This is a genomic window from Methylocapsa acidiphila B2 (assembly GCF_000427445.1).
In the GTDB taxonomy this organism is placed as follows: domain Bacteria; phylum Pseudomonadota; class Alphaproteobacteria; order Rhizobiales; family Beijerinckiaceae; genus Methylocapsa; species Methylocapsa acidiphila.
In genome coordinates this window covers 1,567,387-1,588,545 of sequence record NZ_KE386496.1, presented here as the reverse complement: position 1 = coordinate 1,588,545, position 21,159 = coordinate 1,567,387, and the positions used below count along the sequence as shown (strand labels likewise).

17 protein-coding genes are annotated in these 21,159 nt (G+C 61.5%); 6 read left to right on the top strand and 11 right to left on the bottom strand.

What is annotated here, in order from left to right:
- Positions 1-10: 10 nt before the first annotated feature.
- The 3 genes from METAC_RS25175 to nifK form a co-directional block, all read right to left on the bottom strand.
- Complete coding sequence (locus METAC_RS25175) at positions 11-1,018, bottom strand: LLM class flavin-dependent oxidoreductase (RefSeq protein ID WP_026606830.1); 1,008 nt, start codon at positions 1,016-1,018, stop codon at positions 11-13.
- A 243-nt stretch (positions 1,019-1,261) separates the two neighbouring features.
- A complete protein-coding gene (locus tag METAC_RS0109450) occupies positions 1,262-2,245 on the bottom strand; it encodes an LLM class flavin-dependent oxidoreductase (protein ID WP_026606829.1) in 984 nt (327 codons plus the stop codon).
- A gap of 307 nt (positions 2,246-2,552) precedes the next feature.
- Positions 2,553-4,112, bottom strand: coding sequence for a nitrogenase molybdenum-iron protein subunit beta (gene nifK / locus METAC_RS0109445; RefSeq protein WP_026606828.1), 1,560 nt, complete (start codon positions 4,110-4,112; stop codon positions 2,553-2,555).
- A gap of 680 nt (positions 4,113-4,792) precedes the next feature.
- Between nifK and METAC_RS23080 the strand changes: the two genes are divergently transcribed.
- Positions 4,793-5,989: a transporter gene (locus METAC_RS23080; protein WP_156898161.1), complete on the top strand. Its 1,197-nt coding sequence runs from the start codon at positions 4,793-4,795 to the stop codon at positions 5,987-5,989.
- Between the two features lie 98 nt (positions 5,990-6,087).
- On the opposite strand, the gene METAC_RS0109430 is transcribed toward METAC_RS23080, so the two are convergent.
- Together METAC_RS0109430 and METAC_RS0109425 are read right to left on the bottom strand one after the other, a co-directional pair.
- A complete protein-coding gene (locus tag METAC_RS0109430) occupies positions 6,088-6,984 on the bottom strand; it encodes a helix-turn-helix transcriptional regulator (RefSeq protein WP_026606827.1) in 897 nt (298 codons plus the stop codon).
- Positions 6,985-7,176: 192 nt separating this feature from the next.
- Positions 7,177-8,322, bottom strand: coding sequence for a hypothetical protein (locus METAC_RS0109425; RefSeq protein ID WP_026606826.1), 1,146 nt, complete (start codon positions 8,320-8,322; stop codon positions 7,177-7,179).
- A 491-nt stretch (positions 8,323-8,813) separates the two neighbouring features.
- On the opposite strand from METAC_RS0109425, the gene METAC_RS23075 reads away from it, so the two are divergent.
- Complete coding sequence (locus METAC_RS23075; RefSeq protein WP_245257456.1) at positions 8,814-9,443, top strand: phosphatase PAP2 family protein; 630 nt, start codon at positions 8,814-8,816, stop codon at positions 9,441-9,443.
- A 278-nt stretch (positions 9,444-9,721) separates the two neighbouring features.
- Here METAC_RS23075 and METAC_RS26795 read toward each other — a convergent pair whose 3' ends face one another.
- The 3 genes from METAC_RS26795 to METAC_RS23070 form a co-directional block, all read right to left on the bottom strand.
- A complete protein-coding gene (locus METAC_RS26795; protein WP_198017199.1) occupies positions 9,722-10,399 on the bottom strand; it encodes a c-type cytochrome in 678 nt (225 codons plus the stop codon).
- A gap of 170 nt (positions 10,400-10,569) precedes the next feature.
- Positions 10,570-11,700, bottom strand: a complete 1,131-nt coding sequence (locus tag METAC_RS0109405; protein ID WP_026606823.1) for a metallophosphoesterase family protein — start codon at positions 11,698-11,700, stop codon at positions 10,570-10,572.
- A gap of 10 nt (positions 11,701-11,710) precedes the next feature.
- Complete coding sequence (locus METAC_RS23070) at positions 11,711-13,039, bottom strand: cytochrome-c peroxidase (RefSeq protein WP_198017198.1); 1,329 nt, start codon at positions 13,037-13,039, stop codon at positions 11,711-11,713.
- Between the two features lie 379 nt (positions 13,040-13,418).
- On the opposite strand from METAC_RS23070, the gene METAC_RS0109390 reads away from it, so the two are divergent.
- From METAC_RS0109390 to METAC_RS0109375, 3 genes are all read left to right on the top strand, one after another.
- Complete coding sequence (locus METAC_RS0109390; RefSeq protein WP_026606821.1) at positions 13,419-14,387, top strand: bifunctional enoyl-CoA hydratase/phosphate acetyltransferase; 969 nt, start codon at positions 13,419-13,421, stop codon at positions 14,385-14,387.
- A 184-nt stretch (positions 14,388-14,571) separates the two neighbouring features.
- A complete protein-coding gene (gene adh / locus METAC_RS0109380; protein WP_026606820.1) occupies positions 14,572-16,092 on the top strand; it encodes an aldehyde dehydrogenase in 1,521 nt (506 codons plus the stop codon).
- Between the two features lie 21 nt (positions 16,093-16,113).
- Positions 16,114-16,491, top strand: coding sequence for a DUF779 domain-containing protein (locus tag METAC_RS0109375; RefSeq protein ID WP_026606819.1), 378 nt, complete (start codon positions 16,114-16,116; stop codon positions 16,489-16,491).
- Between the two features lie 60 nt (positions 16,492-16,551).
- Here the strand turns inward: METAC_RS0109375 and METAC_RS0109370 are convergent, their stop codons facing one another.
- Positions 16,552-17,076, bottom strand: coding sequence for a hypothetical protein (locus METAC_RS0109370; protein ID WP_026606818.1), 525 nt, complete (start codon positions 17,074-17,076; stop codon positions 16,552-16,554).
- Between the two features lie 176 nt (positions 17,077-17,252).
- Here METAC_RS0109370 and METAC_RS23065 point away from each other — a divergent pair, with 176 nt between their 5' ends.
- Entirely contained in the window at positions 17,253-17,816 is a 564-nt protein-coding gene (locus METAC_RS23065; protein ID WP_051335485.1) for a phospholipase D-like domain-containing protein, read from the top strand.
- A 43-nt stretch (positions 17,817-17,859) separates the two neighbouring features.
- On the opposite strand, the gene METAC_RS0109360 is transcribed toward METAC_RS23065, so the two are convergent.
- On the bottom strand, positions 17,860-20,154 hold the full coding sequence (locus tag METAC_RS0109360) for a family 2A encapsulin nanocompartment cargo protein cysteine desulfurase (RefSeq protein ID WP_026606817.1): 2,295 nt from the start codon (positions 20,152-20,154) through the stop codon (positions 17,860-17,862).
- Entirely contained in the window at positions 20,141-21,082 is a 942-nt protein-coding gene (locus METAC_RS0109355; RefSeq protein WP_026606816.1) for a family 2A encapsulin nanocompartment shell protein, read from the bottom strand. Before METAC_RS0109355 ends, METAC_RS0109360 begins: the two co-directional genes overlap by 14 nt.
- Positions 21,083-21,159 lie beyond the last annotated feature (77 nt).

Genomic DNA, 21,159 nt, shown 5'->3' with positions numbered 1-21,159 from the left:
CGCGCGCCTGTCAGGCGACGTCCGCCGTCGCGGGCCAAATCTCATGGGCGAACGAGGAGAGGTCGGCCTTCCATTTGTCTAGATCGGGACTAATCGGCGCGAGAATGAGGCTCGTGGGCGCGGCTCTCTGCTTGATGTGGCGAAGCTTCGCGCGGATTTCGTCGCCCGTGCCGATCAATTGGTCGCCGATCATTTGGCCGAGCTTGAACCAGGGGACCCAAGGCGATCGCGCGTCAAAATGGTCGCGGCTCTCCCTCTCGAACAATGGCATGAGTAGATAGGCGGCCTCTTCAATCGCCTGATCATGCGTTGCGGCGAGATGGAAAAAGCGGATCGCGACGAAGTCGCCGCCGCGGATTGGCCGAAGCTCGCTAAAATTGCGAACGATCTCGCTTAATTCGTCGAGAAAGGCCGAGGGCTCGGCGATCACGCAGCTTTTCTGCTCCATCGCAAATTGCGCAGGATCGCGTCCGCTTGCGTCTAGGCGCGCTTGCGACAATTTATCGGCGAGGCAGGGATGCTCGGGCTTGATCCAATTCGGCGCAGGCGCGGTTCGGTTCGCGTCGCCCGAGCGGGCGCCAAAGCACAAGGCCGTCCATGATCCGGCGTTGGGGATCTGCTTTTGGAGGCGCCGGGTCCGTTCCCCGGACTGAAGGCATTCTGGATTTCGGCCTTGGTCGGCCGCGGTGCATTTGGCGAATTCCGTCGCCACGCCCAAATCGAACCGACCGCCGGAGCGCGCGTCGAGCAGGGCGAGTTCGTCGGCGAACCTGGCCAGTTCTTGCGAAGAGAGGCTAATCGACGCCCGAAGCTTGATCTGGCTGGTGCGCGCCGCGGCTTCTGAGAGAATCGAAAAACAGAGCCGCGCCGCCCGATCCGTTGTCGAATGGGAATCCGTGACCCATGCCTCGCCGAAGCCGAGTTCCTCGGCATATTGAATCAACGCCGCCTGCTCGAGGAAATTGGCGTCTAGGCCGATCCTTTGATCTCCGCAAATCGATAAAAGACCTGTCCGCATGGACACCGCCGACGGGAAATGGAAGTGGGCGCGCGGGTGGGATCGAGGAGGAAACCGAGCCCGCGCGCCGCCCCCGGGCGGACGCTCCCTTATCCGCGGCGCCCCAGACCGCGGCGAGGAGGAGCGCCTCCGACATGCCGTGCTGTGATTTTGCTCGCAGCACTATATATAAATATTACATAACAGTCCGGGCTGCGCTACTTTTATTTTGGATCCAAAGGCGCCGTAGCGCGAATCGCGCTGTCAGGCAGCGATCCGAAGCGAAGGCTGAATCTCCGCCGCGAAAAGCTCAAGATCGGCGCGCCGCTTGGCGAGGCTCGGACTCAATGGTTTGAGGATCAAGCTTCGCGGCGCCAAATCATGTTGAATCCGCAGGACCTTGTCGTGAATCTCCGAGGCCGAGCCGATCAGAGAATCGTCAATCATACGTTCTAGCTTGAGCCACGACGTCCAATCCGGCTGCATGCACGCCGTGGTCGCCTGCAGCCGCTCGACGAAAGACTGAAGGAATGTCGCGGCCTCCGCGCGCGCCTGCTCTCCGGTCGCGGCCACATGATAAAAGCGGATGAGCACGAGCTTGGCGTCGCCTTGCGGCGCCGTCTCGCGATAGATGTTGAGACTGGCGCGTAGGTTGACGAAGGGAAAGGGCGGGCCGCCCATGAGTCCATAGCCATGGCGAGCCGCGCGCGCGACGGCCTCCGCGCTAGACGTCGCGAAGAAAATCGGCACCGGCGATTGTAACGGCTTGGGCGAGAGGCTTATCCCCTCCGCTTTGAAATATTGCCCGGCGAAATTCACTTCGTCCTCGGAAAGGAGCCTCTCGATAAGGCTCAGGGCCTCGATCGCCATCCCTCGGCTGGTTTCGGCGGCGACGCCGAAATGCTTGTTCTGGATAGGAAAGGGACCGCCCTTCGCGGCGCCGAAATCAAACCTCCCGCGCGAAAGAATATCGAGCGTCGCGACGTCTTCGGCGACGAGGATCGGATTGCGGAAAGGAAGAAGAACCGCCGCAGAGCCAAGCCTGATCCGCGAAGTGAGCGCAGCGAGATGGCTGAGGATCGACAGGCAAGACGGGCTCGCCGCATTCGGATTGAAATGATGCTCGGCCACCCACGCGTCGTCGAACCCGAGCTGCTCAACGAGCTGAACGAGCTGAGCCTGGTCCGCATAGGCAGAGCCATAGTCAGACTGGGGATTTTCGTAGGTGCAGAAGAGCCCCGTCCTCATGCCTTTGTCCAAGGGGTCAGCCAAGCGTATCTCGGCGCGCGCAAGGGTCAATCGCAGTCCCCAGGACTGGGAGCCGCTTCAGATGCGCACCTGAGCAGTATAGTATTATATATAAGATGGCAATCGACGCGGTGGATCATCCGATCGTCTCGACGGCGCGCCTGCCGCCTCCGAGCCCGGTTGGCCGCCTCGAGGCGACAATGACTTTGGAACGACCAAAGTCATTGTCGTCAATGTTCCGAGCAGGGGTCGGTTGCGGGCGGAATATTGCCGCGCGCCTTTGTCCCGCTTCGGGCCGCGCCTACGGCTATCGAATGATGTCGAAGCTGTAGTCGCTTTTCGCAGGAACGTTCGAGTTGCTGTCGATATAGGCGAAGATCGCGTCGAGCAGCGTTCTGAGGACGTTGAGGCCGCCCTGATATCCCCAAAGCGGAAAGCGATGATGGTGGTGCCGATCGAAGATGGGAAAGCCGATCCGGATCAGCGGCGTTCCGGTGTCGCGTTCGAGGTATTTTCCATAGGTGTTGCCGATCAGAAAGTCGACCGGCTCCGTGAATAGGAGCGAGCGCATGTGCCAAAGGTCGCGGTTCGGATAGGCATGGCAATTTGCGCCGAAGGGTGAGCTTGCCAACAAAGCCTCGACCTTGTCCGCCCAATCCTTGCCGCCATTGGTGGAGAGGACATGCGTAGGCTCGGCGCCGAGCTCGAGCAGGAATCCTGTGAGGCCGAGGCAAAGATCGGGATCGCCATAGATGGCGAATTTCTTGCCGTGAATGTGAGCATGGGAATCGGCGATCGCGTCGAGAAGCCTGCCGCGCTCGATGCGCAAGCTGTCCGGGACGGGCTTGCCTGTGTGGCGCGCGATTTCCAGAATGAGGCGGTCCGTCGCCTGCACGCCGAGCGGATGGTTGAAGGCTATGACCTCCTGCCCATGCGCCGCGATGAAGGGGAGGGTCTTTTGGGTGGAGAATTCCTGCAACGAGATCGTCGCCTTTGAATTCACCGCCTCGGCGGTTTCTGCTGTCGTTGTGCCGCCGTCGAACATACGGAAGGTTCCGTCGGTCGGCGTGTCCCACACGTCGCTATTGTCGGAAATGATCGTATATTCCGCGCCCATTAGATCCAATATGCGCTTCAGCTCGCGCAGATTGCCGACTGTGTAGGGATCGAATCCGCCGATGAAGTTCAGCCTCTCGTTCGGGACGCGGACAAGCTTTTCGGCCATGCCGGCCTTGCCGTCCCAGAAATATTCGAGAACGCCTTTCAGCATATTGTCATAGCCGGTCACATGGCTGCCGACGAAGGCGGGCGTATGCGAGAAGGGGACGTCATAGTCCATGGGCACGGAGCCCTTTTCCCGCGCGTTCTTGATGAAGGCGTTGAGGTCGTCTCCGATGACTTCCGCCATGCATGTGGTCGAGACCGAGATCATGGTCGGCTTGTAGAGATTATAGGTGTTGGCGAGCCCGTCGACCATATTGGTCATCCCGCCGAACACCGCGGCGTCCTCGGTCATTGAGGAGGAGACGCAGGAGCAGGGCTCCTTGAAATGACGAGAGAGATGGCTGCGGTAATAGGCGACGCAGCCTTGCGAGCCATGGACAAAGGCGATGCTGCCGGCGAAGCCGCTCGAGCAAAACACGGCGCCCAAGGGCTGGCAGGCCTTGGAGGGATTCACCACAAGCGCCTCGCGGCCGAAATTCAACTCGCGATATTCCGGCGTCGTGAGCCATTCGCGGATGCGCTGAACCTCGACGTCGTCCACCGCGTTCTCGAAGGACATTCTCTTTTTCTCGAACATCTCGCGATATTCGGGCTGACGAAAAAGATCGAAATGGTCGAGAACCGAGTTGGCATTTTGCGGCATGTTCTGGGTCCCTGTTGGATTTCGCGGAGGCCGAAGTAGGAGGCGGGCATGGCTCGTCAGTCCGAGCATTGGAGACCGACGGCCGGGCTCGCTCCGAAGCGGCGCCGAAGCTCTATGGCGGCAATTATGTTATGTAAACGTAATACATAATGCACGGCGCCGCCGCGCAGTCAAGCTGACGGAGAGGTCCGCCTGCTCGCCCGGGTCAGATCGGGCGAGCAGGCGGACACTCAAATCAGCGTGCAGGCGCGTGCGCGCCTGTGGAGCATTCGCGCTCGAAGCAAGCCGGGAAGGAGGCGGTGCGCTCTTGCTGGCCATGGACCGCTCCTGGCGCGGCGTGAGGTCGTTCCGTTCTCGCCGGGCTCGCGGCGGCGCGATCCGGCGCAAAGGAAAATTCGCGGGCGCCGCGCTAAATGCTGCGCAGGATTTCTTTCGTTGCCGGCGGCGGGGAGCCTCTCCGCATTGCGACTTAAATGCAACAAGCCGCGAGATCGACTTCCTATGGGTCGACAGAGGTCTGGCGCACCTAGCCCAGTTCAGGCTACGATATAACTATCAAATATATAACGTGAGAAGGCCGCCCGTACAGAGCGTCCTTCGAAATACTCCATGTCCTTCGAAGGCGTCCTGCAGCCGTCGAACGATCTCCTGTACAGTTCGAACATATTTAAGGTGCGAAAATGCGTCGACCCATAGCAATTCTTCGAAACGCGTGGCTAGTCCGCGCAGCGGCCCTACTCTCGGCTTTGGCGTCGCAATGCGCCGCTTACGCCAGCGATGACGGGACGCCGCCGGCGCTTCACATGGGCGGATCGGGCGACCCCTTCGCGCCACACGGCGTGCTGAGCACGGCGCATGGCGTGGACCAGGGAGAGGCGAGCGGCGGTCACGCCGCGATCCCCGCGGGAGTATTCGGCGCCCATATGGTCACGGGCGGCGCCGCGATGATCACCTATACGCCCATGGTCATGTCGATGCAGCAAAACTATGTAGGCTCGTCGACCATCTCTCCAACGGCCGTCGTGACGACGGTTCCCTATGTCCCGCTGGGCGTCTCCACCATGAAGCCTCCAACCTTGCGCATCGCGCCGACATCGATGACCGTAGAGATGAATATGTTCCACGCGATGTACGGCGTGACGGATTGGTTGAATGTCATGGCCATGGGCGCATTGGTCGATAAGAGCATGACCATGGTGACCTATGCCGGCATGAAAGGCGCGACGCAGCTTGGCGTCACCACCGCCTCGACCCGTGGTTGGAGCGACACCGCGGTCACGGGCCTTGTCCGGCTCTATCAAGACCAAGTTCACCATGTGCATTTGAATCTCGGGATGAGCTTGCCGACCGGCTCCAACGATGAACAGATCACGATGTTGAGCCCGATGAACAAATATATGACCAAGCGAGCCAATTACGGCATGCAGATCGGCACCGGGACCTATGATGGCCTCTACGGCGTCACCTATACAGGCAAGTCGAACGTTTGGTCTTGGGGCGCCGTCTATCGCGGACGGGCCGCATTCGGCGACAATGGCGAAGGCTATCATTGGGGGCCTTCCAACGAAGTCAGCGTCTGGGGCGGCTATGAATTGGCGGACGGCCTGAACATTACTGGGCGCGCCGCGGCCGCCGCATGGGATCGCATTCACGGATTTGATCCGCTGATCTCCGGACCGATGCAGGGCAACAATCCATATTTTTATGGCGGCGAGCGCATCAAGCTTCTGGGCGGCGTCGAATATATCGCGAGGTCTTGGGGCCTGCCGCCAATCCGGGTCGCCGTTGAGGCGGGTGCGCCGGTTTACCAACGCCTCAACGGCCCTCAAATGGGCGAGAGTTGGCAATTCAACGCCGCGCTCGGGATGCGCTTTTGACACAGGCTGGGTGAAGAATCGTTCGAAAAGTTGAAGCGCGTCAGGTGGTTTTTCCTTGCGACGCTTCGGCGATCTTCAACGCGGATTCGGTGGGGCGCTCAGGGCCCGTTGAAATGCACCGCGCCGAGCTCTGTAATGTCGTAGCCGCCGAGTTCATGCGCGCGCCGCCGGAACGATTCGCTGGCGCAAAAGCGGATGAGCTTTTGAAAGGGCGGATCGAAATAGGGCTTGCGCCAAATCAGAAGATCGAAACGCTCCACCACGAGCGCCGAGAATTCGAGCTGAAATTGACGGGCGCTGGCTTCGACGCCGAGTCCGACGTCGGCTCTCCCCGCGGCGATCGCCATGGCGAGATCCGTCTCGGAACGCTCAATAGCGTCCACGCAGCGCAGGTCCTTTTTTTGAAGCCCTTCCCGTTGGAGCAGTCCGGCGAGCGCCAATTCGCTGCCGGACTCCGGCTGACGCGGTTGAAAGCGCAGGTCGCGGACATCCGCCAGGGACTTGATCGACCGGCCGAGGTCGCTCCTATACATGAGCCCGCGCGTGCGTTTAGCCCATTCGATCAGCACGACAGGCTTGTCGCCGAAGAGTTTCGCGACCGTCGCCACATTCCATGAATTCAATCCGCTTTCGGGGATGTGAAGCCCGGCGGCGATGCAACCTTCGCCGGCGCCGCGGCGCAGCCCATCGAGCGCGCCATCGAACAAGGCGGCGATTTCCGATCGCGACTCGCGCAACGCCCATTCGAGGAGAGGGTCATGGCCGCCAGCGATGACGACCGGCAGAGCGGTGGGGGACTCCGCAAGCTCTCGCGGCGCGGCCTTATCGAGCCCGCCGCTCGAGACAATCCATTCGTTGATCTCGTCACGTGGGAACAAAAGCTTGCCGGTGACGCGCCGCACCGGGAGCAGGCCCTTGCCGGCCAGGTCGTAAACCTTGCGCTCCTTGACGCGGAGCATCGCGGCGAGTTCTCGAGTCGTCAGGAATTCCGACATGTGTTTTTTCCCGCCATGATTCGGAAAAAATACACAAATTCACATAGGAGCAAAAGGGCCAGGATAGGTTCCGGGCCTTGGAATGGCGCGGAAACTGTTTGAAAAAAGCTGGAGGAGATGCCAAAAACAAGCGCGCGCAAAAGAGCCGTGCGCCAATCACGCCGGGACGCGCCGCTGCGAAAGGTTCAAAATTCAAAGTGCGGTGAAGCGTCCGTCGCGCACGCTAATGCGCTGAGCGCATTTGGGACATGCGAACCCGAGCGCAGCCTTCTTATTGGCGCCGACGGAGATCTGCGAATCGCAGAGTGGGCAAGCCCCTTGCCATGCGCCGGGCGTCCATTTGTCGAGGGCGATGGGGATCAGCCCCAGCAGGGCGATGGCGATCGCCGGCCAAATTCCAAAATACGCAAAGGCCGCGGCAGCCGCGCAGAACCCGCCGATCGCCAAAAGCGCCTTCCCGGAAAAAACCCAAAGATAAGCCCAAAGAGAACGGGTCTCGTTCGGTCGCGCGGAATTTATGAAAAGATGGCGAGAATAGACGGCGGGAGTCGCGGGGCGATCGGAACTGGCCGCGGCTGCGATCTTGCGATCCGTCAAGCCCACTCGCGGATCCGGCAGCTGGGCGCTGTCGAGGTTTGCGCCGGATTTTGCCTCGGCGCTGTTGCTTTCCGCCTCGACTCTCGGAGTGGCCGCGCGTTCGTCCTTCATCCCGGGAAGATCGGCGTTTAACTGGCTAAGAAGCGCCATGGACTGGCGCAATATTCCAAATCGAAGAAGTCCAGGGTCATTGCGGATAAGGCGCATGTAGCGCGTCTCGTCATAGGCCTCGTCCGCCATTCCAGAGAGTGCGAGCAACAATTGCGCGCGATCAGCAAGCGGCGCGATCAACTCCGCCAGATTGGTGTTGATGGAGCGCAGGTCATGTGCGAAGGCCTCGCGAACGCGCCGCACGCTTTTCAAAAAGCGGACATATTGCGCCGGCCGTTGCGTAAGTTCGATCAGGCGAAGCACCGATCCTCGGCCGTGGAAGTCGATGTCGTCGAGGAACGCGGAAATGCTTTCCTCGCCGGCGCCACGGCTTTGGGGCCTGTTCAACGCGCGGGCCATAAGGTCGCGGCAGGCGGTCTCATGGAGGGCGTCGACCTTAATGAAAAACGCCCAATCCGACGTCTCCGTGTAGGTTTCGAGAATGATGTCTTCGGCGACGTCGAATTGGCGGCAAAAGCGTTCCGCCTCGTCGAGAAGCAGGGTCAACCTTTCGTCTTCGGAAAAGGAATATTCTTCCTTTCCGAGAATTTCGGCCCGATCCAGGCTTGATGGAGATGCAACTATATTCATGCTTAAATAAAGGTCTCGAAGCGCTTTGGTTCCGCGCAGGACGCATTATTCTTTCGACGAGCCGGCCGTCGTTCCGAAGGCAGGCCTTCTCGGGTTGCAAGCGCCGGCGCCGCAGGCGGCGCGCCGACTGATCGGCCGTCGGGTTTTCCGAAAATTATTTCGCCCGAGATTGAGATCTTTGCGCTTGGTCCAACTGAATGCCGCAGGGGACGAAAAAACACGAAGCGCAGCATTGGCGCAGGCTGACCGGAAAAATTGTACTCGCGGCATTATTCAGGAATATTGTTGATATTGTTGCCGATTATATGATATTTACTCGCTTCGACTTTCTACCTCGGTCTCGTTGGGTTCGCGATGTGAGCCTAAGATAATACATTTTGTATATGACAATCCGATCACGTCGAATTGCAACGCACAAATATATTATTCGACTTATCGCATTATGGAAGTGCATGTCAGGAGTGGAGCTGATATATTGTCACGATAGTGTCGTGAGAATATTCTTTCTGTTCAGAATGGATCTCTTGCGCAATAATCGAACCATGCTGGAACATTCTGCTCATCCTCCTGTGGTCAAGCGCGATGGATCGATCTGGGTCGGACGTATGCTCGCGGCCGATCTTGCAGCGGTTCAGCTCATTTCTCGATCGGCGCAGTCGACCGTCGGCAGAGCTTCGGCAGTCATCATCAGCAAGCTTGGCAATGGCTGGCTCTATCCGATTTTGGGATTGATTATTTTCGGATATTTGGGCACCGCCGCGCTTCGGGTCGCCCTGCTCGGCGGCGTGAACGCCGTGCTGCTGCACTGCCTTTACCCTTATATCAAACGCCGCATCGGCAGGCCGAGGCCGTTTCGGGCCGACCCGCGTCTACGCTCCCTTCTGAGCGTCCTGGACGAGCATTCATTTCCAAGCGGCCATGTGATGACTTTGTCCGGCGTGCTCGTGCCGATCGTTCTCGCTTGGCCCGCCGCCGTGATCTCGGCTGCGGCGCTTTTGCTTGTCATGGCTTGGTCGCGCATCGCCACCGCCCATCACTATCCAAGCGACATTCTCGGTGGGGCCTTTCTCGGCATCGCGCTCGCCAGTCCGTTCTCGGTTTACTTTCTTGATTTGTGGTGACGGCCGGCTAGGCCCCACGCCCTTCGGCGTGTCGCGGGGCCTGTTGCAAATGTCTGCCTTATGCTTGGGCTCGGAGTTCAGCGCCTCACGCCGCGTAGCTTTTCAAAAGAGCCCTCATGGCGTGATGAAGCTCACTGAACTCGGCTCTTCGTTGAGATCAGATTTCTAAAATCGTTCAAAATTGGCCAGGACTGCCTTTGAAAGGCTGTCTCGCACCGCCACGCTTTCGGGACCTAGCTTCGTGGTAGGGTCGTCTGACGCCTCGCAAGGGCGTCGCCTCAATGCTTGCCGTAATCCAGAGCGAAGCCTTTGCGTTGCGCCAGAATATAGGCCTCGAGCGCCTTCAGGCGGGGATCGTCGTCCGCGAAGGGCTTGCCGCGCACCGGATTCTCGATGCACCAATTGATCATGTCGCGAAGCAGCGCGACGCGGCCGAGCTGGACTTGGAATTTCGGATAGGTTTCCGGATGCGTATTGGAGCCGTCCGGATGGCACATGTCGCATGAGATCGCGACCGTGCCGCCGAGCGCTTTGGCGTCGTGAAAGATGCGCTTGCCCTCGGCCACGAGCTTGTCCGTCGACTCCTGCCAGATCTGCCGGTCTCGGTCCGTGAAGGCGCCATAGGTCTGAAACTGATCCTTCGTCGCGGGAGCCGGCCCCGGATTGGCGGGGTTGCCAGCGGTGTCGGCCGCGGCGACCCGCCAGGCCCCGTCAGGATGCTTGCGCCGCCATTCCTGCATGAGAGCGTCGGCGATTTTTTGCGCCTGATCGCCGGACACCGGATCGCCGGGCTTGACGCCCGCGACCTCGATCGAAGTCTCGCCGTCGCAAAGGCCGATCACCAAATCTCCGTTCGAGGATGGCGGCAAGACATGGCGCGGAAGATCTTCGCTGGCCGAAGCGGCGCCGACCGAGCCTAATCCCAGCGCAAGCGCGACAGTGCAATATAAGCGCATACCCGTGTCTCCCTTGGACCGCCTCGGCGCGTCGGCATGGCGCTGAAGCCTTTTTGGTCAAGAAGCCGTTTCGCCTTCCGCGGTCCTATTCGTGATCGCGGTCATTCCGGACATGCCGAAATCAGAGCGAGTAGTCTGAAATTCGAGAGCGCAAAAGTCGCGGCTCCGCTTCAATAACTGGCGAGCGCAGTCGCGGGCGGGCGGTGCTTTTCGCCCCCAGAGACCAGGTAGCTCGAGCGGATGGTGACCGGATTGCGGTTCCACAGGTTGTAGACCTTGTCGACCATTCCCGATGTGAGCACATCCATGCGGCCGTCGCCGCAACCGTCGAAGGCGTTGAACGGGTCGGCGCGATTCATCTGGACCGTCAGCTTGGGCAGGCCTTCGGGCGCGTAGGGCCAAGGCCAAGCCGTCGAAAGCAATCCGTAGAAATTGATGTTGCCGATGCGATTGAGCAACATCTGGTGGGTGTGACCGTGGATTACGGTCACGGTATCGAAACCGGAAAGGAGGGCTTGCACTTCTTCGGCGTCGTCGGTCCAGAAGTTCCAATTGCGGTAATATTTGTAGAGCGGCGAATGCGAGAAGACGACGATCGGCGTCTTCTTGTCGATCTTCGCCAAATCGTTCTTCAGCCAGGCGCGGCCCTCGGAGCCGACCTCAAAGCGCGACTGCAGGCCATTGTCGAGCCCCGCGACTGTTTGCATCCGTTCCGCCGGCGACATGCCATGGGCGGTCCAGAAGTCCTTTTCCTGAACGCTCATCAGCGTGACGAAATGCACGCCCTTGTGGTCGAAGGAATATTGCGGCGCGCCGAACAAGGTCCGCCAATGCTCGCCCATGTCGAGAAACCAATCGTGCTCGCCGACCATGATCTTCAGAGGCGCCTTGAGGCCTTTCAAGATTTGGAGGCCGAGATCGAGCTCCTCTTTCTTGCCGAGCTGAGCGAGGTCGCCGCCGAAGAGGACGAAATCGGGCTGCGGATCGAGCGCGTTGACGTCCTCGACGGCCTTCACGGCCGATCTAATGAAACGATCATTCACATCGCGCGTGTAGAGATGGCTGTCTGATATATAGGCGAAGGTGAAGCTCGGAGCGCCTGTCTCCTGCGCCTGGGCCACCTCGACGAGTTGAAAGCTCTGCGGCGTAATTAGGCCTTTCGCTGCGGCTATTCCCGCCGAGGCGCCGGCGACCTTCATAAAGCCGCGACGGGAAAGGGCGCCGAGCCGGGCGAGATCGCCGAAGAAGGAGGCCCGCTCCTCGCAATGCTTGGTCTCGATGCTTTTATGCGAGCCCGTCATGGCTTTGCTCCTAAAAGGCGCCGATCGTCGCCGGGTTCCGCAAATCGGGATTGGTTCCGATGTCGCCGAGGTCTCCCTTCCGCCCCTCCGCGATGTCGGTCTCGCGCTGCGGCCGGGTGGTTTTCAGGCCTGTCTGCCGCGCGATCTCGGCCTTGTTGAATTCCGCGTAGCGGTCGTCCGTGAGGCTGAAGAGAAAGGCGACGACGTCGTCGATCTCCGCTTCGCTAAGGCCGAGCCGCTGCATGCCGCCGTCGAGATAGGGGTTCGGAACGCCGCCCTTGTTGTAATGGTCCATCACATCCCACAAGGTCGCGAGAGAGCCGTCGTGCATATAGGGCGCGGTGACGCCGATATTGCGCAGGGTCTCGCTCTTGAAGGCGCCTATGTCGGCCTCATTCTTCGTCACGAGGAAGCGGCCGAGCTCCGAATAGGATGTCTGCAAGGCGAGTTCGTCGAGTTGCTTCTCATCTCCGCTCCGCAAGATCGCGGCGGCCTTGCCGGCGAGCTCCGCGAAATTCTGCTTATGCGCGGCGATCCCGATGTTGTGGAACTTCTGATCCGAGAAAAGCGACGAGACAGAGTTGAAGGCGTGGCAGGCGCTGCAGCGTCCCTTGCCTTGGAATAAGGCCCAGCCGCGTTTCGCCGCATCGCTTAGAGCCTGTTGATCTCCCGCGAGAAAGTGGTCGAACGGAGAATTGCCGGAATATTGCGTCCGCTCGAAGGCGGCGATCGCGGCGGCGATGCCGTCATAGGTGACGTCGCCGCCATTGATCGCGTTGAAGGCCAGCACATATTCGGGGATTTTGCGCACTTTAGCGACGACGTCCGCGGGATCTTTTTGTCCCATCTCGACAGGATTGAGGATCGGAAGCTTGGCCTGGTCCTCAAGCGTCGCCGCGCGGCCGTCCCAGAATTGCGAGGCTTGGAACATTGCGTTCAGGACGGTCGGGGCGTTGCGCTGTCCGTGTTGACCCTTCACCCCGGCCGAGGTCGCGCTATCGCCGCGATGGTCCGAGAATCCTTTGGCCGGATCATGGCAGGTCTCGCATGCGACCGAGTCGTCGATGGAAAGGCGCTTGTCCTTGAACAGCTTTTCGCCGAGGGCGATCAGGTCGGGCGTGGGTTCGCGGCCACGCGGCACGGCGATCGCGTAGAGTTGCGTCGATATGCCGGCGGGCAGGTTCGGCTTTTCGGCGGCCTGCCTCAGAGCGACAGGCTGGGCGGCCTGCGGCGTTGGAGGACGGGAGCCGTCGGGGATGTTGATTGACACCGCGAGAACGCCGATGAGCGCGGCCACAACCGCGAAGGCGACGATCAACATTCCGCGCGAAGTCAGCATCGCCGCCATCCTTGCTTAATGCGTCACTTTGTTCGTCGATATTCCAGTCTTTCGCTGGACTTTTGCGGTCATTCAACGTGAAGCGATCTCTCGTTTCAGGTTGGCGCCGAACTCGAAATTATTAAAGCTGATTTTTCGATCTCGCGCTAGGAGCAATCTCGCGCATCGCGAGACTCCGGGGCCGCCACGCGCCTTCGTCTATGCGAAGGCGATGCGTGCTGATAAAGTATAGCGCTTCGGCCTTCAGGGGGCGTCTAGATTGCCTGCTTCTGCGTCCCGACCGCCGTTCTTCGCGGCGATAGCGCAGGACGGCGGCGTAAACGCGAAACAGCTTCTTGTCGCGGCCGAGCCTCGAATATAGGGGAATAAAGCGTCGCCCATGTCGAAGGATCGCGCGCATCAAAAATACGACGCTCTGATTTTCCTTTGTCATGGATTGGCGCCGGTTCGCACCGCGGTCGCGCATCCTTGCGACGAATCCTCGCTCCGGGGGGCCTGCGAGGCCGCGAAGGCGCGCATCATCCATCCGATATTGGTCGGTCCCAAGTCGAAAATCCAATCGCTCGCCGCGTCGCTCGGCCTCGACATTTCGAATTTCAAATTAATTGATGCGCCGCACAGCCATGCAGCGGCGGCCAGGGCGGTCGAGCTCGTTCGCGCGGGCGAGGCCGACGCGCTCATGAAGGGGAGCCTACATACCGACGAGTTGATGGCCGAGGTTGTGCGCAAGGATACCGGAATCAGGACGGATCGGCGCATTAGCCATGTGTTCATCATGGACGTGCCAACCTATCACAAACCTTTGTTCGTCACCGACGCCGCGGTTAATATTTTCCCGACGCTCGACGACAAGGCCGATATTGTTCAAAACGCCATCGATCTCGCCAACGCATTGCAGATAGAGAATCCCAAAGTCGCCATTCTTTCCGCTGCGGAAACGGTCAGCGCGAAGATTCCTTCGACCATCGACGCGGCGGCGCTCTGTAAAATGGCCGATCGCGGCCAGATTGCCGGCGGCATACTCGACGGCCCGCTCGCCTTCGACAATGCGATCAGCGCTTCCGCCGCCGCGACCAAGGGCATAAAATCGGCCGTCGCGGGCGACGCGGACATTCTGGTCGTTCCTGATCTCGAAGCCGGCAATATGCTCGCCAAGGTTCTCATCTTTCTGGCGAATGCCGATGCGGCCGGCATTGTGCTGGGGGCGCGCGCGCCGATCATCTTGACGAGCCGCGCGGATAGCCTGCGCGCGCGCATGGCGAGCTGCGCCGTGGCTGCGCTCTACGCGCACGCCATCCGGGCGGCGGCTGCGCGCTCAGCCAAGCTCGCGCTCGTCCCTCAACCGTGATAGAGGCCGCGACTGGGAGGACTTGGAACGGCTTCGGCGTGGTTCAATGCCGCGATGGAACCAAATTGCTTGAAGCCTGTTTCGCTTGGTTGAAGTCCCGCCTTTCCGCCGAGCGCGCGCCAGATAGAAACGTGAAGGCGAGCACAAGCATGCCTCGAGGAGAAAACGCCCAAGGAGGACAATAATGGTCGATAAGATTCTTGCCGACATCGCCCATCAGATCGCCATCCGGCCGCATTACGACAATTACATCGGTGGGAAATGGACGCCCGCGGTCAATGGGCGCACCTTTGAGAATATTTCGCCGATCGACGGCAATGTCATTTGCACGGTCGCCCGTTCGAGCGCCGAGGATGTCGAGCTTGCGCTCGATGCGGCTCATGCCGCGCGGGCCGCGTGGGGACGCACCTCGCCGGCGGAGCGCTCGCTGGCCTTGCTGCGGATCGCCGATCGGATCGAGCAGAAGCTCGACACTCTGGCCCTTGTCGAGACGATCGACAACGGCAAGCCGATCCGCGAGACAAAGGCCGCCGACCTCCCTCTCGCGGTTGACCATTTCCGCTATTTCGCAGGCTGCCTGCGCGCGCAGGAAGGCGGCCTCAGCGAGATCGACCATGACACGGTGGCCTATCATTTCCACGAGCCGCTCGGCGTCGTGGCGCAGATCATCCCGTGGAACTTTCCGCTTCTGATGGCGGTGTGGAAGCTCGCGCCGGCGCTGGCCGCGGGCAATTGCGTCATCTTGAAGCCTGCCGAGCAGACCCCGATGAGCATCATGGTCCTGGTCGACATGATCGGAGACCTCCTGCCGCCGGGCGTGCTCAACGTCATCAATGGCTTCGGCGTCGAAGCCGGCAAGCCTTTGGCGCAGAGCAAGCGGATCGCTAAGGTCGCCTTCACGGGCGAGACGACGACCGGCCGGCTCATCATGCAATATGCGTCCGACAACATCATTCCGGTGACGCTGGAGCTCGGCGGCAAATCGCCCAATATTTTCTTCGAGGATGTCGCGGCGCAAGACGACGAGTTTTTCGACAAGGCGCTCGAAGGCTTCGCGATGTTCGCGCTGAACCAGGGCGAGGTTTGCACTTGTCCCTCGCGCGCCTTGGTGCATGAGAAAATTTACGATCGTTTCATCGAGCGCGCCGTCGCGCGGGTGAAGGCGATCAAGCAAGGCAATCCGCTTGACCCTGCGACCATGGTCGGCGCGCAGGCCTCGAACGATCAGCTCGAGAAAATCCTATCCTATATGGACATTGGCCGGCAGGAGGGGGCGAAGGTCCTGACCGGCGGCGCGCGGGCGGATCTCGGGCAAGATCTCTCCGGCGGCTATTATGTTCAGCCAACGATCCTCGAAGGCCACAACAGGATGCGGATCTTCCAGGAGGAGATATTCGGGCCGGTCCTTTCCGTGACCAAATTCAAGGACGACGAAGAGGCGCTTTCGATCGCCAATGACACGCTGTATGGGCTCGGCGCGGGCGTCTGGACGCGCGACGGGACGCGCGCCTATCGCTTCGGCCGCGCGATCCAAGCTGGCCGCGTCTGGGTCAATTGCTATCACCTTTATCCCGCCCATGCGGCCTTTGGAGGCTATAAGCAGTCCGGCATCGGCCGCGAGAACCACAAGATGATGCTCGACCATTATCAGCAGACCAAGAACATGCTGGTGAGCTACAGCCCGAAGGCGCTGGGCTTCTTCTGAGCGCCGGCCGGGAGGCGATTGATGGTGGAGCGCGTCGGCGCCACGGAGGAGGCATTGCGGCTCATCGAGCGGCTCAAGGCGGCGCATGGGCCTTTGCTGTTCCATCAGTCCGGAGGCTGTTGCGACGGCAGCTCGCCCATGTGCTTTCCGCAGGGCGAGTTTCGCACTGGACCGAGCGATGTTTTGCTCGGGGAGATCGACGGTTGCCCCGTCTATATCGGCGCCGCGCAATTCGAGCTTTGGTCGCACACCCAGCTCATCCTCGACGTGGTCGCTGGGCGCGGTGCCGGCTTTTCCATCGAGGCGCCGGAAGGGGTCCGCTTCCTGACGCGTAGTCGCGTGTTCAGCGAATCCGAGCGCTCCGCTCTGGCGCCGGGGGAGGGTTCGCAAGTTTCCTGACCCCGCGTGCCGCTTTGGGCGCGCAGGCAAGGGGACAACAGCCAATCGAAGGCCATAGGCTTATCGCGCGTCGTGTTTGGCCTGCATGTTTTTTGTGTGTTGGCTGATTTCGCCGATTTTCGCCGGATTGCGCAGCGAGCGGCCCGCGGGCTCGCCTTTCGGTTGGAACCCCTCATTGGGCGTGCGGCCCGCCGAGGGCCTCGTCGCCTTGGCGGCGTTGGCGCGGCGCAGCGTGAGCGCGCGCTTGGCGCTGTCGATCAAGGCTTCGCGGGCGGCTTTCGATTCGCGTCGGGCGGCCTCTTTGTTCAGCCTCCGCACAGCTGCGGCGAGCAAATCCCGTTTCATGCGCATGCCGGAATCGTCGGAGGCGGCATGCGCTCCCCTGGGATCGGCCTTGCCGCGCAATTCGCGGCGCTGCCTTGCGGCAAGCTGCGTGGCGCGCTCGCGCCGCTCGCGCACGCGCTTGCGGAGCTCGGCAAGATCGGCGTCGGATAGCGACGCTAAAATCGGGTGATGCGTGTTTTCGACGAGAGAGGCTTCTTCGACGTTGAGCACGCGACGTTCGTGGCGGAGGCTGCGGGCCATGGCGTGATGACTTTCTTGTTCAAACAAGCATTTGGCAGGGCTTCGAGTATCAAGCTCTTTGGTTCCGCCGGCAAGCGCGGCGCAGGCGGAACCGGCAATCGCGCGGTTTTGGCGTTAGGAGTTTGGAAAGAGCCGCGCAGTAGTTGTATTTTTTACATATAACACGAAATACGCGCATGCTCCAGCTTCGCACTTCTCTCGGCCGCCTTGCCCTAGGCATAGGGCTTCTCCTCGCTTCGCTCGCCGGTGGCCTCGCCGATCCGGCGCCGATCATTCACTATGCGCCGGCGGAGAATTTGGAGCGCATAGACGTCGCATTGATCAATCAGGCGCAAAGCAGCATTGATCTCGCGGCCTATGTTCTGACCGATTGGCCGGTGATGGAGGCGCTCGCGCGCGCCGCCGACCGCGGCGTCCGCGTCCGTATCTATATGGACGGCGGGCGGATCGGAGAGCGCGACCCTACGGTTCCCTTTGCGGATTTGATGGCCGATCCGGGGGTCGAAATCCGCTATAAGCGGCCAGGCGCGCCCTTGATGCATTTGAAAAGCTATCAGATTGACGGGCGATTGGTGCGGTCTGGCGCCGCCAATTTCTCCGCTTCCGGCCTGAAGCGGCAGGACAATGACCTCATCGTCATCGAGAGCCGGGCGGCCGCCGCGGCCTTCGAGCGGCGCTTCGAGACGATCTATGCGCAAAACGCCGCTTCGAGCCAGGCCTTGGCGCAAGCGCGGCGCTGAGCGAAGCGGCGCGCATCCAGGGAAGACGCGCGCCTGCGGGCGGTTATCGCGACCGATAGGTTTTCTGCGTCTGGATGCGATGCAGCGCCGTGACCAGCGCGTCTATGTCCTCATGGGTGTTGTAGAGGGCGAGCGACGGACGCACTGTGGTCTCGAGCCCGAATCGGCGCAGGATCGGCTGGGCGCAATGATGACCGGAGCGCACGGCGATGCCCTCCCGATCGAGGGCCGCGCCGACGTCCTCGCTGCGGCAGCCGTCGAGGACGAAGGAAATCACGCCCGCCTTTTCCTTCGCTGTGCCGATGATCGTGAGGCCTGGCACGCCGAGAAGTCCGTCCGTCGCATAGGCGAGCAGTTCATGCTCGTAAGCGGCGATATTGGCCATCCCGATTCGCTCGACGTAATCGATCGCGGCGCCGAGTCCGACCGCGTCGCCGATATTGCCGGTTCCCGCTTCGAATCGGCCTGGCGGCGGCTGGTAGATCGTCTTCTCGAACGTGACGTCGGCGATCATATTGCCGCCGCCCTGCCAGGGCGGCATGGCCTCCAGAACCTCGGGCTTCCCATAAAGAACGCCGATCCCGGTCGGGCCGAAAACCTTATGGCCGGAAAAGACATAGAAGTCGCAGTCGAGCGCCTGCACGTCGACCGGCATGTGCGACACGGCCTGAGCGCCGTCGACGAGGACGCAAGCGCCGTGGCGATGGGCGATCGCGACCATTTCCTGCGCTGGCGTCACCGTGCCGAGCGCATTCGAGACTTGGGTTAGAGAGACGAGCCGCGTCTTCGGTCCGAGCAGCTTGGCGTATTCGTCGAGCAGGATCTGGCCGCTGTCGTCGACGGGGGCGACGCGCAGGACCGCGCCCGTCTCGGCGCAGAGCATCTGCCAAGGCACGATATTGGCGTGATGCTCGAGCCAGGTGACGACGATCTCGTCGCCTTCCCGGACATTGCGGCGGCCCCAGGCCTTGGCGACGAGATTGATCGCCTCGGTCGCGCCGCGCGCGAACACGATGTCGTTCGGCGAGCCGGCGCCAAGGAAGCGCCGAACCTTTTCGCGCGCGGCCTCATAGGCGTCGGTGGCGCGCGCCGCGAGAGCATGCGCGGCCCGGTGAATGTTGGAATTCTCAGTCTCATAAAAAGTGGCGAGTCGGTCGATCACCGCCTGCGGCTTTTGTGTCGTCGCGGCATTATCCAGCCAGATCAGCGGCTTGCCATGAACATGCTGGCGCAGGATCGGAAAATCCTGCTTGAACGACGGAGCGTTGAACGCGCGTGTGCCGGACAGAACGCCGGGCTCCAGCAGAGGCGAAAGTTCCGGCGCGACGGCGGCGGAAGGGGCGGGCGTGGCGGCTGGGCTGCTTATGGCGGGTCCCGCCGCAGCTGCGGATTGCGCCTCGTTGAGGAAATAGAGGGATTCGCCGGCGCCGGCGGGCGTGGCCAGCGGCGTCGAGGCGTGCGAAAATCCTTCCGGCGCGAGAGCCGGTCCTAAAGCGCCGGATTCGCTCAGGCCCTGCGGGCGGAGTTCCCTTTCGGAGGGGAAATTTGCGGGAAAACTCGGACTCTGCTCGATCGAGAGCGGCGCGGCGGCCGGCGCGCCGAAGGCAAGGCTTTGGCTCGGCGGCTCGGGAATGAACCAGTTTCCAAGTCCGATCGCCGGCGCCGGCGCGGCGGAGCCGGGCTGCGCTGCGGCGGCTTCGCTCAGAAAATAGAGAGAGTCCGTTTGAGCGGCGGGAGAAAGCCCGAGGCCGGACGGTCCGCCGTGCGAGAGGCTTGCAGGCGAAACCGCGGAAGGAGAGCTCGTCGGCGCGTTCGAGACCAGGGGCCCGAGGCTCTGCGGCAGGGCGCGAAGATCCGCTTCGCTCAGGAAGCCGCGCGGCGCGCTCTGACCTTTTTCTGGCGCTGGGCTCGTGAATCCCTCGACCGGAGGAGGGGAGGATGCGGCGCCTGCGGGAAAGCCGGTCACGCCGGTGACGAGCGCGGCCGCAGGAATGTGTTGGGCAGGGGCCCGAGCGGCTTGCGTCGGCCGGCTCGGTAATTCGGTGACGAAGGGAACCGATTGAACTCCGGGAAGACTGGTTCCCGGCGCGGCGGCGGCGGCGCCGACGGCGCCTGGGCCCGAGGTCGGCGGCGTCGGAGGCCGTTCGAGGGCGGCGGCGAAATTCGCCAAGGCCTGCGGATCGACGGTCTCTCCGGGCGTCGCATTGAGAAAGGCGTTCGCCAGATGCGCGATCATCCCGGGATCGATGACGCTGGGCGCTTGGCCCCCCCATTGGGGGGCCGGCGGAGTTGCGACCGGCGCGGTGGCCGCCGCGTGGCGGGGATCAGGAATATTCATGATAGTGGCCAACCTCGACATTCTCGAGCACGCCGACGGCATCCTCGCAAAGGATCGCCGAGGAGCAGTAGAGCGAGATCAGGTAAGAGGCGATCGCCTTGCGGTTGATCCCCATGAAGCGAACCGAAAGGCTCGGCGTCACTTCGCCGGGAACGCCGGGCTGGAACAGGCCGACGACGCCCTGCTTCTTTTCGCCCGTGCGGAGGAGGAGGATGGAAGTCTTGCCGGTTCCACTGCCGGAATCCGTGATCTTCAGCTTGTCGCTGGGAACCAGCGGAATGCCGCGCCAGGTGAGGAAGGGCGTGCCGAAGAGATTGATGGTTGGCGGGGGAACGCCGCGACGGGTGCATTCGCGGCCGAAGGCGGCGATCGCGCGTGGGTGCGCGAGGAAAAACGCCGGCTCTTTCCAGACGCGCGCGATCAATTCGTCGAGATCGTCGGGCGTAGGCGGACCGCGCCGCGTGCTGATCTGCATTGACGGCGCGGTATTGGTGAGAATGCCGTAATTGGCGTTGTAGATGAGCTCGCTTTCCTGACGCTCCTTGACCTTTTCGATGAGCAGGCGGAGCTGCTCCTGAATCTGGTCATAGGGCTGATTGTAGAGGTCGGAAACGCGAGTCTGGACGTCGAGAACGGTGGTCACCGCATTGAGGAAATATTCGCGCGGCTCGGTGTCATAGTCGACGAAGGTTTCTGGCAGGTCGGCGTCCCGCTCCCAGCTCGGGCTACATTCGACGTCGCCGAGGCCTTCCCTCTCTTTGACCCTGTTCAAGCGGTAAATGCCGGCTTCGACCGGAACCCAGGGCAGAAACGAGATCAGCCAGCGCGGCGTGATCGTCAGCATTTGCGCGCGGGTTTTCGTCGCATTTGCGAGTTGGCGCGCGGCCGGCTCGCCTAATGTATTACGGACCTCGACTTCATCTGCCATTCCAAAGCCTCCATGCCTCGACTTGCGCGGCAACCAATCCGCGACGTGACGCTGAAGGCGCTGTAGCATCGTTTAAG

What these genes read in the sequence shown, in the direction of transcription:
- METAC_RS25175 (WP_026606830.1), bottom strand. Translation starts at nt 1,018, where the DNA reads ATGCGGACAGGTCTTTTATCGATTTGCGGAGATCAAAGGATCGGCCTA.
- METAC_RS0109450 (WP_026606829.1), bottom strand. Translation starts at nt 2,245, where the DNA reads ATGAGGACGGGGCTCTTCTGCACCTACGAAAATCCCCAGTCTGACTAT.
- nifK (WP_026606828.1), bottom strand. Translation starts at nt 4,112, where the DNA reads ATGCCGCAAAATGCCAACTCGGTTCTCGACCATTTCGATCTTTTTCGT.
- METAC_RS23080 (WP_156898161.1), top strand. Translation starts at nt 4,793, where the DNA reads ATGCGTCGACCCATAGCAATTCTTCGAAACGCGTGGCTAGTCCGCGCA.
- METAC_RS0109430 (WP_026606827.1), bottom strand. Translation starts at nt 6,984, where the DNA reads ATGTCGGAATTCCTGACGACTCGAGAACTCGCCGCGATGCTCCGCGTC.
- METAC_RS0109425 (WP_026606826.1), bottom strand. Translation starts at nt 8,322, where the DNA reads ATGAATATAGTTGCATCTCCATCAAGCCTGGATCGGGCCGAAATTCTC.
- METAC_RS26795 (WP_198017199.1), bottom strand. Translation starts at nt 10,399, where the DNA reads ATGCGCTTATATTGCACTGTCGCGCTTGCGCTGGGATTAGGCTCGGTC.
- METAC_RS0109405 (WP_026606823.1), bottom strand. Translation starts at nt 11,700, where the DNA reads ATGACGGGCTCGCATAAAAGCATCGAGACCAAGCATTGCGAGGAGCGG.
- METAC_RS23070 (WP_198017198.1), bottom strand. Translation starts at nt 13,039, where the DNA reads ATGCTGACTTCGCGCGGAATGTTGATCGTCGCCTTCGCGGTTGTGGCC.
- METAC_RS0109390 (WP_026606821.1), top strand. Translation starts at nt 13,419, where the DNA reads ATGTCGAAGGATCGCGCGCATCAAAAATACGACGCTCTGATTTTCCTT.
- adh (WP_026606820.1), top strand. Translation starts at nt 14,572, where the DNA reads ATGGTCGATAAGATTCTTGCCGACATCGCCCATCAGATCGCCATCCGG.
- METAC_RS0109375 (WP_026606819.1), top strand. Translation starts at nt 16,114, where the DNA reads ATGGTGGAGCGCGTCGGCGCCACGGAGGAGGCATTGCGGCTCATCGAG.
- METAC_RS0109370 (WP_026606818.1), bottom strand. Translation starts at nt 17,076, where the DNA reads ATGGCCCGCAGCCTCCGCCACGAACGTCGCGTGCTCAACGTCGAAGAA.
- METAC_RS23065 (WP_051335485.1), top strand. Translation starts at nt 17,253, where the DNA reads ATGCTCCAGCTTCGCACTTCTCTCGGCCGCCTTGCCCTAGGCATAGGG.
- METAC_RS0109360 (WP_026606817.1), bottom strand. Translation starts at nt 20,154, where the DNA reads ATGAATATTCCTGATCCCCGCCACGCGGCGGCCACCGCGCCGGTCGCA.
- METAC_RS0109355 (WP_026606816.1), bottom strand. Translation starts at nt 21,082, where the DNA reads ATGGCAGATGAAGTCGAGGTCCGTAATACATTAGGCGAGCCGGCCGCG.